This is a genomic window from Pseudomonas sp. LM13 (assembly GCF_041381355.1).
Classification (GTDB): Bacteria; Pseudomonadota; Gammaproteobacteria; order Pseudomonadales; family Pseudomonadaceae; genus Stutzerimonas; species Stutzerimonas frequens.
The window spans coordinates 122,138-133,677 of record NZ_JACBXH010000005.1 but is presented as its reverse complement, the minus strand read 5'-3'; the positions used below and the strand labels follow the sequence as shown (position 1 = coordinate 133,677).

Here is an 11,540-nt window from a genome sequence, read left to right as displayed (position 1 = left end):
CCTCAGGATCGGTTCGAAGCCATGTGCGCCGCACCCGGCTCGCTCTGCAGCTCGCGCACAGCGATGTAACGCTCGCTTCGACGCGTCCGGTCCAGAACCTGGCCGACCAGCTGACCGCAGGCCGCGTCGATGTCTTCGCCGCGGGTGGTACGCACCGTCACATTGTGCCCGCCTTTGTGCAGGATGTCCTGAAAACGGCGGATGGCATTGTTGCTCGGCCGCTCATATCCGGAATGAGGGAACGGATTGAATGGAATCAGATTGATCTTGCACGGGATACCCGCCAGCAAGGCGATCATCTGCTCGGCGTGCTCGGGCTGATCGTTGACACCTTTAAGCAAGGTGTACTCAACGGTCAGCACACGCTTCTCGCCAAGCCTCGAGACATAACGCTTGCACGCCTCGAGCAGGACATCCAGCGGATACTTCTTGTTGATCGGCACCAGCTGATCACGCAGCGCATCGTTCGGAGCATGCAGCGACAGCGCCAGCGAGACATCGATGACCTTCGCCAGCTCATCGATCATCGGCACGACGCCGGAGGTCGAGAGGGTCACCTTGCGCTTGGATATGCCGTAGCCGAGGTCATCCATCATGATCTGCATAGCGGCGACGACATTGTCGAAATTCAGCAACGGCTCGCCCATCCCCATCATCACCACATTGGTGATGGCGCGATCGATCTTCGCCGGGACGGTGCCGAATGATTTGTTGGCAATCCAGACCTGACCGATCACCTCGGCCGCGGTGAGATTGCTGTTGAAACCTTGTTTGCCGGTGGAACAGAAGCTGCAATCCAGCGCACAGCCTGCCTGGGAGGACACACACAGCGTGCCGCGGCCGCCTTGCGGGATGTAGACCGTTTCCACACAGCTGCCCGAAGCGACACGTACGACCCATTTACGGGTACCGTCGCTAGAGATGTCTTCGCTGACGATCTCCGGGCCGCGAATCTCGGCACAGGCCTTGAGCTTTTCGCGCAGGGCCTTGCCGAGATTGCTCATGGCATCGAAATCATCGACGCCAAAGTGGTGAATCCATTTCATCACCTGACCGGCGCGAAAACGCTTCTCTCCGATGGACTCGAAGAAGCTTTCCAGTTGCGGCTGGGTCAGACCCAGCAGATTCACCTTACCGGTCGTGGCAATCATTGGATTCACCTTCGCTCACTCAGCGAATGCGTGCGCACACTTCGGTGGCAGCGAAGAAGTAGGCGATTTCGCGGGCGGCCGAGGCTTCCGAATCGGAACCGTGAACGGCGTTCTCGTCGATGGAGACAGCGAAGTCAGCGCGGATGGTACCCGGAGCAGCTTCCTTCGGGTTGGTAGCGCCCATCAGCTCACGGTTCTTGGCAATGGCGTTCTCGCCTTCGAGCACCTGAACGATGACCGGACCGGAAGTCATGAAGGCAACCAGATCCTTGAAGAAGCCACGCTCGCTGTGCTCGGCGTAGAAACCAGCGGCTTCGCGCTCGGACAGCTGAACCATCTTGGAAGCGACGACGCGCAGGCCGGCCTTCTCGAAACGGGTGGTGATTTCGCCGATCACGTTCTTGGCGACAGCGTCAGGCTTGATGATGGAGAAGGTGCGTTGCAGGGCCATGTAGGACTCCAAAACTGATGGGTTAAAGCGAACGAGTAAACCCGCGGATTATACGCGGGTCTCTGGCAAAACATAAGGGTAGAGGGCAGTACCTGGACGAGCCGACCGGCCGCCGATCGGCTGCATCGGCCGCCTTCCAGGCAGGAGCGAAAACTTGCGACGACCTACTCGGCCTCTTCAATCCAGGCAGACTGGATCGCCTCGAGCACCTTCTCGCCGCCTCGCCCTGGCTCGTCGGCAAAGTTCGGCAGCTCCATCACCCAGCGATGCAGATCGACAAAATTCACGAAGCGCGGGTCGACATCGGTCTTGCTCTCGGCCAGCTCGATGGCGATCTCTTGTACATCCGTCCACTTCAGCTGCATGGTCCGCTTCCTCAATGCCCTTCCGACACCTGATTGATCGTGTACTTGGGTATTTCCACGACCAAGTCGGTATCCGCCACAACCGCCTGACAGGAGAGCCGCGAATTCGGCTCCAGCCCCCAGGCCTTGTCGAGCATGTCATCTTCGAGTTCGTCTGACGCCTCGAGCGACTGGAAACCCTCGCGGATCACCACATGACATGTCGTGCACGCGCAGGACTTCTCGCAGGCATGCTCGATATCGATGCCATTACGCAGCGCGGCGTCCAGCACAGTCTCGCCAGCCTGAGCCTCGATGACAGCCCCTTCGGGGCAATGATCAACGTTAGGCAGGAAAATGATTTGCGGCATTCGGGTTAATCCTCGATATCGTTGAGCCGCCGCCCGGCCAGCGCGGCCTTGACGGTGGAGTCCAGACGACGCGCAGCAAAGGCGTCGGTGATCTGGCTCAGGCGTTTGGTCTGGCGCTCGATGGCGGAAACGTCCTGACTGCCGAGCAGCGTACGCAACTCTTCCATCTGCGCTTCGATGGCAGCGCGCTCCTCAGCAGCAAGCAGGCGCTCGCCATCGGCTTCCAATGCTGCCTCGACGGCCTCCAGCAGACGCTGAGCCTCAACCAGCTGCTCACGCAAGGCGCGCGCATGACGATCGTCGTCCGCCTTGCGGAACGAATCCTCCAACATTCGGGCTATTTCGCCATCGGTCAGCCCATAAGACGGCTTGACCTGAATGTTGGCCTCGACCCCTGATGCGAGCTCTCGAGCAGAAACACTGAGCAGGCCGTCGGCGTCGACCTGGAATGTCACCCGAATCTTGGCAGCACCCGCAACCATCGGCGGAATGCCGCGCAGCTCGAACCGCGCCAACGACCGGCAGTCAGCGATCAGCTCGCGCTCACCCTGAAGCACATGAATCATCATGGCCGTCTGGCCATCTTTGTAGGTGGTGAAGTCCTGGGCACGAGCCACCGGTATCGTGGTGTTGCGCGGAATGATCTTCTCCATCAATCCGCCCATGGTTTCCAGCCCCAACGACAGCGGGATCACATCGAGCAGCAGCAACTCTTCGCCATCACGATTGTTGCCAGCCAGCGTTTCGGCCTGGATCGCGGCGCCGATCGCCACGACTTCATCAGGATCGATATCGGTCAGCGGCTCACGACCAAACAGCTGCCCGACCGCGGAGCGCACCCTAGGCACCCGCGTCGAACCGCCCACCATGACCACGGCGGTGATTTCTTCAAGCTCCACGCCGGAATCACGCACGGCGCGTCGGCAGGACTTCAGGCTACGCGCAACCAAGGGCTCGATCAGGGAATCGAAAGTTTCCCGGCGCAGCTCGCCCGACCAACCAGCGTAATTGATCGTGACCACATCAGCCGAACTGAGGCGCTCCTTCGCATCACAGGCGAGCTTCAGCAGCTCGCGCTGGCTACCCGGAGTCAGGTCGCCGGAGACACCAGCCTGCGCGACGATCCAGTCAGCCACGGCATGATCGAAGTCATCACCACCCAGCGCGGTATCGCCGCCGGTCGCCAATACTTCGAACACCCCCTTGGTCAACCTCAGAATCGAGATGTCGAACGTGCCACCGCCCAGATCGTAGATCGCGACGACGCCCTCTGCTTGCCGATCTAGGCCATAGGCCACAGCCGCAGCGGTCGGCTCGTTGAGCAGCCGCAGCACGTTGAGCCCGGCAATACGTGCGGCATCCTTGGTTGCCTGGCGCTGAGCATCGTCGAAATACGCCGGCACGGTAATTACTGCACCGACAAGCTCGCCCCCCAGACTGGCCTCTGCCCGCTGACGCAACGTTCGAAGTATCTCAGCGGACACCTCAACCGGACTCCTGGCTCCCTGCACCGTCTCGATGAAAGGCATTTGCGATTCGCCTTCGCGGAAACGATAGGGCAACTGCTCCCCCAGCTGCTTGACGTCGGCTAACCCACGCCCCATCAGGCGCTTGATCGAACTGATGGTATTGAAGGGATCGCTCGCCGCGGCAAGCTTGGCTTGCGCACCCACCTCAACATAATCAGGGTGATAACGCACGACAGAAGGCAGAATCACCTGCCCTTCGGCGTCGGGCAGCGGCGCGGTGATACCACTGCGCAGCGCAGCCACGAGGGAATTGGTGGTGCCCAGGTCTATTCCTACAGCCAGGCGGCGTTGATGAGGCTGTGGGCTCTGTCCTGGCTCGGCAATCTGAAGTAAGGCCATGTCTGTCTGATATCGGGCGCAGCGTCTGGCACTGCGCGGGGTTAATCGTCGAGGCGCTCTTCGAGTTGGCGCACTTCCTGGGTCAGCTTGTCGAGAAACTGCATTCGCCGCACCAGCCGCTCGGCATCGGCGCGACGCGCCGGAAGTTGCCAGACCTGCGCAAAGTCGTCATTCAGCTTTTGCTGGGCCTGCTTGAGCCGCGACTTGAAGGCAGCGACGCCGTCCAAATCCGCCTGTTCATGGAGCTCTTCGAGCTCCTCGCGCCAATGCATCTGCTGCATCAGGAAATCAGGATCCTGAACCGTGGCCTCCAGCGGCACGTCATGCCCTTCGAGGGCTAGCAGATAGCGCGCCCGCCGACTCGGAATCCGCAGCGTCTGGTACGCCTCATTGAGATTGGCAGACCGCTCGAGCGCTTGACGCTGCTCGCTTTCGCTGGCGTCCGCGAAACGATCGGGATGAGTCTGACGAGCGAGCTCGCGGTAACGATCGGCTAGTCGCTCAAGATCCAGATCGAAATCCGGCTTCAGCTCGAACAACGCGAAATGACAAGGAGTACCCACAGCGTCCTCAGATGTTGAAGCTCTCGCCGCAGCCGCACTCGCCACGAACGTTCGGGTTGTTGAACTTGAAGCCCTCGTTAAGGCCTTCACGAACGAAATCGAGTTCGGTTCCGTCGAGATAGACGAGACTCTTGGGGTCGATGATCACCTTGACCCCGTGGCTTTCGAACACCGAGTCCTCGGCGGCGGTCTCGTCGACAAACTCCAGCACGTAAGCCAGACCAGAGCAGCCGGTGGTGCGAACTCCCAGCCTCACGCCCACGCCCTTGCCGCGCCCCTCAAGGGAGCGGCGGACATGCTGCGCGGCAGCGGGCGTCATGGTGATAGCCATCGCAACGCTCCTTTAAAGCAGACCTTTCTTTTCACGGTAGTCACGCACTGCCGCCTTGATCGCGTCTTCGGCGAGTACCGAGCAGTGAATCTTGACCGGCGGCAGCGCCAGCTCTTCGGCCAGCTGCGTGTTCTTGATGGTCTCCGCTTCTTCCAGGGTCTTGCCCTTCATCCACTCGGTAGCAAGCGAACTGGAGGCGATGGCGGAGCCGCAACCATAGGTCTTGAACTTGGCATCTTCAATGACACCCTGCTCGTTGACCTTGATCTGCAAACGCATCACGTCGCCACATGCCGGCGCGCCTACCATGCCGGTACCGATGCTCGGGTCTTCAGCGTCGAACTTGCCGACGTTGCGCGGGTTTTCGTAGTGGTCGATGACCTTGTCGCTGTATGCCATGGTGAAATCCTCTCTATATCAGGCGATGCGGCGTTAGACGCCAGTCAGTGGGCTTGCCACTCGACCTTGGAAATGTCGACGCCGTCTTTGAACATGTCCCACAGGGGCGAAAGCTCTCGCAACTTGGTCACGGCTTCGCAAACCTTCTGCGCTGCATAGTCGATTTCCTCTTCGGTGGTGAATCGACCAAAACTGAAGCGAATGGAGCTGTGTGCCAGCTCATCGTTGCGCCCCAATGCACGCAGCACGTACGAAGGCTCCAACGAAGCAGATGTACAAGCGGACCCGGAAGATACCGCCAGGTCCTTGAGAGCCATGATCAGCGACTCACCCTCGACGTAATTGAAGCTGAGGTTGAGGTTGTGCGGGACACGCGCAGTCATGCTGCCATTGACGTACAGCTCTTCCAGGTGCTCGACCTGCTTGTAGAAGCGATCCCGCAGAGCGCGAATACGCTCGTTTTCCTGAGCCATCTCCAGCTTGGCCAGATGAAAGGCCTCGCCCATGCCGACCAGCTGATGAGTAGCCAGGGTCCCGGAGCGCATGCCCCGCTCGTGGCCACCGCCATGCATCTGCGCCTCGAGGCGCACACGCGGCTTACGGCGAACATAGAGCGCACCGACCCCCTTCGGGCCGTAGGTCTTATGAGCAGAGAAGGACATCAGATCGACCTTCATCTTCTCCAGATCGATCTCGACCTTGCCGGTCGACTGCGCCGCATCGACGTGAAAAAGAATGCCGCGAGAGCGCGTCAGCTCGCCAATGGCGGTGATGTCATTGATGGTGCCGATTTCGTTGTTCACGTGCATGACCGACACAAGAATGGTGTCGTCGCGCAATGCAGCTTCAACCATCGCTGGCGTGACGATGCCATCCTCGCCCGGCTCGATGTAGGTCACCTCGAAGCCTTCGCGCTCGAGCTGTCGGGTGGTATCCAGTACGGCCTTGTGCTCGATCTTGGTGGTGACGATGTGCTTGCCCTTGGACGCATAGAAATGTGCGACGCCCTTGATGGCCAGGTTGTCCGACTCGGTCGCACCGGATGTCCAGACGATCTCCCGCAGGTCGGCATTGACCAGCTCGGCAACCTGACGGCGCGCATTTTCCACCGCCTCTTCGGCTTTCCAGCCGAAGGCGTGGGAGCGTGAAGCCGGGTTACCAAAATTGCCTTCATTGGTGAGGCATTCGATCATCTTGGCAGCGACACGAGGATCCACCGGGGTAGTGGCGGAATAGTCGAGGTAAATCGGCAATTTCATTCAGATATCTCCTATCAGGCGATCGCCCTGCTCATTCGATGGCAGACGCTTCTATCTTGTCCATTTGCGGCAACGAGCCCCCGGCCTTGCGCATATCCTGGCGCAGAGCGACCTGCTGCACATCCTGGCGATTGACCAGGTCGGCCAGACTGATGCCACTGAGGAATTCATGGATTCGATCACTGAGATCGCACCACAGGTGATGGGTCAGGCAGGTATCGCCGGAGTGACAGCCTCCTAAGCCCTGGCAACGCGTCGCATCGACGGATTCGTTGACCGCATCGATTACCTGAGCGACCTGAATACCGGCCATGTCGCGAGAGAGCTGATAACCGCCCCCCGGGCCACGCACACTGGTCACCAAAGCGCTGCGGCGGAGCTTGGCAAACAGCTGCTCAAGATAGGAAAGCGAGATCCCCTGACGTTCGGAAATATCGGCCAAAGAAACCGGACCATGCTGGGCATGGAGCGCCAGATCAAGCATGGCGGTCACGGCATAACGGCCTTTGGTGGTCAATCGCATCGGTCTGCACCAAGCATTACGGTTTGGCGCAAGTATGCTATTCCCGAGTATTTAAGTCAACTATAAGACCCATTGATTTAGTCGGGCTTTATTTGCCTGCAGGTGATGAAGACCGCCCGATCGGAAACCGTCGCAATGATACCAGCTGCTGCCAGCACCCGCACTTCATGCACGCGGCTCGCCGCCTTCGGATTTCACCTCCACGAAATCCTCCTCGCGCAGTTCGGGCAACTCCTTGGCGCAATAGTCACTCCCGAGCGCCTTGAGCGCCCCGCACATGCCCTCCAGACGCTCTTCAACCGCCTGCACATGATCCAGCAACTGCCCAATCGCTCGCGCTACCGGATCGGGCATGTCCTCGCTGACCCCATAGGCATCGAAACCGATCTTCTCGGCGATGGCCTTACGTCTTGCTTCCTGCTCGTCGCTGGACTTCACGATGATGCGCCCCGGTATCCCGACGGCCGTGGCGCCTGGCGGAACCTCGCGCGTCACGACCGCATTCGAACCGATCTTCGCGCCCGCCCCCACAGTGAAGGGGCCGAGAATCTTCGCGCCCGCCCCGACGATCACACCATCCTCGAGCGTCGGGTGGCGCTTGCCCTTGTTCCAACTGGTCCCGCCCAGCGTCACGCCGTGGTAAAGCGTCACGTCATCACCGATCTCGGCGGTCTCGCCAATGACAATGCCCATCCCATGGTCGATGAAGAAACGACGACCGATCCGGGCACCCGGATGTATCTCGACTCCGGTCAGCCAGCGCCCAAGATTCGACGACATGCGTGCCAGCCATTTCCACTCATGCGCCCACAGCCAGTGAGATAGACGGTGGATCCATACGGCATGCAGCCCCGGATAACAGGTCAATACCTCGAACGCATTGCGTGCCGCCGGATCGCGATGGAACACGCTCTGGATATCTTCGCGCATGCGTTCGAACATCAGTCATTTCTCCGCTTGTGGGGCTCGCCACGGGCGGCCTTCTGTGTCTCTGTGAGAATACCGCGCAAGATGTTCATCTCCAGCTTGCTGATGCCGCTGCGCCCGTAGAGCCTGCGCAAGCGCGGCATCAAATGACGGGGCTTTGCCGGATCGAGGAAGCCGATGTCAATCAGCGTCTGCTCCAGATGACCGAAGTAGTTCTCCAACTCATCGACCGTGACCGGCTGCGCATCCAGCATGGCGGTGGTTTCCAGCTTCTCGACCTTCGTTGGCCGGCCCTCAGCAGCCAACCAGGCCATGCGCACCTCATAGGTCAACACCTGCACGGCCGCAGCAAGGTTCAACGAGCTGAACTGAGGATCGGAAGGAATGTGCACGTGGTACTGGCACCGCTGCAGCTCTTCATTGGTCAGCCCTGCGTACTCACGACCGAACACCAGCGCCACGTCGCTACCAGCAGCAGCCTGCTCCACCGATACCGCCGCGCACTCGCGCGGATCGAGCAAAGGCCACGGAATGCGACGATCGCGGGCACTGGTACCAAGCACAAGGCTACAACCAACCAGCGCCTCCTCCAGCGTGTCGACGACCAGCGCGGCATCGAGAATATCGGTCGCACCGGACGCCCGGGCGATAGCGTCGGAGCTCGGAAAATCTTCCGGCTCGACCAGCACCAGCCGCGACAGGCCCATGTTTTTCATGGCCCGAGCTGCGCCACCGATGTTGCCGGCATGACTGGTGTTGACCAGCACCACACGAATGTTCTGCAGCGACACAATTCTTCTCAGCTTGAAAACCAGCGGAAAGCTTACAGGAAGCCGCTCTTCATTCGCCATCCGCCAAAGGCCGCAGCAGCACCGGTCACGCTACATGCGGCAACGCTTTCCTGATAGAATTTCGCGCTTTCTTTAACGACCCAGGTAATTGATCCATGCAGCCCATGCTGAATATCGCGCTGCGCGCCGCCCGCAGCGCCGGCGAACTGATTGTCCGTTCCACCGATCGCCTGGATGCAATTTCGGTCAACGAGAAAGAGGCGAAGGATTACGTCACCGAAATCGACAAGGCCGCCGAGCAATGCATCATCAATGCGCTGCGCAAGGCCTACCCGAATCACGGCATCCTCGGCGAGGAAGGCGGACTTCTCGAAGGCAGCGGCGATGGCGCTGATTACCTCTGGATCATCGATCCACTGGACGGCACCACCAACTTCGTTCGCGGCATTCCGCACTACGCCGTCAGCATCGCCTGCAAGTACCGTGGCCGCCTTGAACACGCTGTTGTTCTGGATCCGGTCCGCCAGGAAGAGTTCACCGCGAGCCGCGGCCGAGGGGCAGCCCTGAATGGGCGCCGCCTGCGCGTCAGTTCGCGCAAGAGCCTGGAAGGCGCCCTGCTCGGCACAGGCTTTCCATTCAAGGACGGCCAGCTGGACAACCTGGACAGCTACCTGAACATGTTCCGCAGCCTGGTCGGCCAGACCTCAGGGCTGCGCCGCGCCGGCGCGGCGAGCCTCGACCTGGCCTACGTCGCAGCGGGTCGTTTCGATGCGTTCTGGGAATTCGGTCTTTCCGAGTGGGACATGGCAGCCGGCGCACTCCTTATTCAGGAGGCAGGCGGCTTGGTGAGCGATTTCAGCGGCGGCCATGAATTCCTCGAGAAGGGCCAGATCGTGGCCGGCAACACCAAGTGCTTCAAGGCGGTACTGACCACCATCCAGCCTCACCTCACGCCATCGCTCAAGCGCTGAGCCAAGCTGAGCGTCACGCATAAAAAACGCCCCGTCGGGGCGTTTTTTTTGCTGCTGGTTTGCTTATTGCTGAGACAGCATCAACTGTCCATCCTGCACCGGTATCTGGCTGCCCGGATCACGATCCATTCGTACGCGACCAACCTTGCCCGGCCAGATCGTACTTGACGTCATAGCCGACGATCTTGTCGTGTGTATCGGTCACCGTGCTGCAGCGGGTCTCGGTAGTGGTGTAGGTACTGTTGGCCTGCATACGCCCCTGCACCTGATTGCCGGCGTAACCACCGCCGACCGCACCCGCGACAGTGGCGATCTTCTTGCCGGTGCCGCCACCGATTTGATTGCCCAGCAGCCCACCGACAACGGCGCCGACCGCGGTGCCCGCAATACGGTGCTCATCTTGCACGGGCTTCTGCCGTGTCACCGCGACGTCCTTGCAGACTTCACGCGGCGTGCGGATGGTTTCCTTGATAGGTTCGACCGCCAGCACCTCGGCGAACTTCGGACCGCGATCAACCAAGCTATAAGTAGCGAAAGCTCCGCCAGCCGTGGCAACAACCACCCCAAGTGCCGTACCGACCAACATGGACTTGTTCACTGTGACATCCTCTTCCATCGGGCTGCGCCCGTTCCGCAGCCTTGGACCGCGCAAGACTGCGGAAGTTCGGAGCGAGGATCAGGGGCGGTCGTCGACCTCTTCTTCGGCGACCGGCGGGATGAGATCGTCACGCGTCAGCTTGAGCCAGACCAGCAGCATGCCTGCAACGTAGACGGAGGAGTAGGTACCTACGCCCACACCCACCAGCAACGCTAGAGAGAAGCCCCAAAGGTTCTCGCCCCCGAAGACCATCAACGCCCCCACTGCCAGCAAGGTAGATACCGAGGTGGCCATGGTGCGCAGCAGTGTCTGGGTGGTGGAGATGTTGATGTTTTCCAGCAGCTCGGCCTTGCGCAGCATGCGGAAGTTCTCGCGAATCCGGTCGAAGATGACAATGGTGTCGTTCAACGAGTAGCCGATCACCGCGAGCACCGCCGCCAGCACCGTCAAGTCGAAGGAAATCTGGAAGAAGGAGAATACGCCCAGCACCACGATCACGTCATGGAACAGCGAGAGGACCGCACCCAGGCCGAACTTCCATTGGAAGCGGAACGCCACGTAAACCAGAATTCCTCCCAGCGCCAGCAGCATACCCAGGCCACCCTGGTCGCGTAGCTCCTCACCCACTGCCGGCCCGACGAACTCTACACGCTTGACGCTGACCGAGTTGCCGCCATCGGCGTTACGCAAGGCGCTGGCGATACGTTCACCCAACTGAGGATCGTCGCCCGGCATACGCACCAGCACATCGGTGGTGGCACCGAAGCTCTGCACTACCGCATCGGTGAAGCCGGCCTGCACCAACTGGCCGCGCACCTGCTCGAGCCCCACCGGGCGCTCATAGCCCAGCTCGATCAACGTGCCACCGGTGAAATCCAGACCGAAATTCAAGCCCTTGACCACCAGGCTGCCTAGCGAGGCGATGGTCAGCAGCACGGTGAGGGCGAATGCCAGATGGCGGACGCCCATGAAATTGATTACGCGTTTCATCGT

The 11,540-nt window shown here is 60.4% G+C and carries 14 protein-coding genes and 1 pseudogene; 1 reads left to right on the top strand and 14 read right to left on the bottom strand.

Annotated elements, in window-relative coordinates:
* Positions 1-2: 2 nt before the first annotated feature.
* The 12 genes from rlmN to trmJ all read right to left on the bottom strand — a co-directional run bounded on the left by rlmN (position 3) and on the right by trmJ (position 9,038).
* Positions 3-1,151, bottom strand: a complete 1,149-nt coding sequence (gene rlmN, locus HZR81_RS06445) for a dual-specificity RNA methyltransferase RlmN (protein WP_267931017.1) — start codon at positions 1,149-1,151, stop codon at positions 3-5.
* A 19-nt stretch (positions 1,152-1,170) separates the two neighbouring features.
* Positions 1,171-1,602, bottom strand: a complete 432-nt coding sequence (ndk, locus tag HZR81_RS06440) for a nucleoside-diphosphate kinase (RefSeq protein ID WP_102839840.1) — start codon at positions 1,600-1,602, stop codon at positions 1,171-1,173.
* A gap of 164 nt (positions 1,603-1,766) precedes the next feature.
* Positions 1,767-1,967, bottom strand: coding sequence for a Fe-S cluster assembly protein IscX (gene iscX / locus HZR81_RS06435; RefSeq protein WP_063542449.1), 201 nt, complete (start codon positions 1,965-1,967; stop codon positions 1,767-1,769).
* An 11-nt stretch (positions 1,968-1,978) separates the two neighbouring features.
* Positions 1,979-2,317 carry an ISC system 2Fe-2S type ferredoxin gene (gene fdx / locus HZR81_RS06430; RefSeq protein ID WP_102839838.1) on the bottom strand — a complete coding sequence of 113 codons (339 nt, stop codon included), beginning with the start codon at positions 2,315-2,317 and terminating at the stop codon, positions 1,979-1,981.
* Positions 2,318-2,322: 5 nt separating this feature from the next.
* Positions 2,323-4,185 (bottom strand): Fe-S protein assembly chaperone HscA, encoded by a 1,863-nt coding sequence (hscA, locus tag HZR81_RS06425; RefSeq protein ID WP_500127628.1) that lies wholly within the window; start codon positions 4,183-4,185, stop codon positions 2,323-2,325.
* A 41-nt stretch (positions 4,186-4,226) separates the two neighbouring features.
* The gene (hscB, locus tag HZR81_RS06420; RefSeq protein WP_063542443.1) at positions 4,227-4,748 is read right to left on the bottom strand and encodes a co-chaperone HscB; all 522 of its coding nucleotides are present in this window, start codon (positions 4,746-4,748) and stop codon (positions 4,227-4,229) included.
* Positions 4,749-4,755: 7 nt separating this feature from the next.
* Positions 4,756-5,079 carry an iron-sulfur cluster assembly protein IscA gene (gene iscA / locus HZR81_RS06415; protein ID WP_013983648.1) on the bottom strand — a complete coding sequence of 108 codons (324 nt, stop codon included), beginning with the start codon at positions 5,077-5,079 and terminating at the stop codon, positions 4,756-4,758.
* Between the two features lie 12 nt (positions 5,080-5,091).
* Complete coding sequence (iscU, locus tag HZR81_RS06410; RefSeq protein WP_003284664.1) at positions 5,092-5,478, bottom strand: Fe-S cluster assembly scaffold IscU; 387 nt, start codon at positions 5,476-5,478, stop codon at positions 5,092-5,094.
* A 44-nt stretch (positions 5,479-5,522) separates the two neighbouring features.
* Entirely contained in the window at positions 5,523-6,737 is a 1,215-nt protein-coding gene (locus tag HZR81_RS06405) for an IscS subfamily cysteine desulfurase (RefSeq protein WP_500127627.1), read from the bottom strand.
* Between the two features lie 31 nt (positions 6,738-6,768).
* Positions 6,769-7,260, bottom strand: a complete 492-nt coding sequence (iscR, locus tag HZR81_RS06400) for a Fe-S cluster assembly transcriptional regulator IscR (RefSeq protein ID WP_063542439.1) — start codon at positions 7,258-7,260, stop codon at positions 6,769-6,771.
* A gap of 165 nt (positions 7,261-7,425) precedes the next feature.
* Positions 7,426-8,202 carry a serine O-acetyltransferase gene (gene cysE, locus HZR81_RS06395; RefSeq protein WP_063542437.1) on the bottom strand — a complete coding sequence of 259 codons (777 nt, stop codon included), beginning with the start codon at positions 8,200-8,202 and terminating at the stop codon, positions 7,426-7,428.
* Positions 8,202-9,038 carry a tRNA (cytosine(32)/uridine(32)-2'-O)-methyltransferase TrmJ gene (gene trmJ / locus HZR81_RS06390; RefSeq protein ID WP_500127626.1) on the bottom strand — a complete coding sequence of 279 codons (837 nt, stop codon included), beginning with the start codon at positions 9,036-9,038 and terminating at the stop codon, positions 8,202-8,204. The genes cysE and trmJ overlap by 1 nt, the downstream gene beginning before the upstream one ends.
* Positions 9,039-9,133: 95 nt before the next feature.
* Between trmJ and suhB the strand changes: the two genes are divergently transcribed.
* Positions 9,134-9,949 carry a type III secretion system regulator SuhB gene (gene suhB / locus HZR81_RS06385; protein WP_063542433.1) on the top strand — a complete coding sequence of 272 codons (816 nt, stop codon included), beginning with the start codon at positions 9,134-9,136 and terminating at the stop codon, positions 9,947-9,949.
* Between the two features lie 63 nt (positions 9,950-10,012).
* Here the strand turns inward: suhB and HZR81_RS06380 are convergent.
* Together HZR81_RS06380 and secF are read right to left on the bottom strand one after the other, a co-directional pair.
* Positions 10,013-10,547: pseudogene (locus tag HZR81_RS06380) on the bottom strand (glycine zipper 2TM domain-containing protein).
* Between the two features lie 78 nt (positions 10,548-10,625).
* Positions 10,626-11,537, bottom strand: a complete 912-nt coding sequence (gene secF, locus HZR81_RS06375; protein WP_063542431.1) for a protein translocase subunit SecF — start codon at positions 11,535-11,537, stop codon at positions 10,626-10,628.
* Positions 11,538-11,540: the final 3 nt, after the last annotated feature.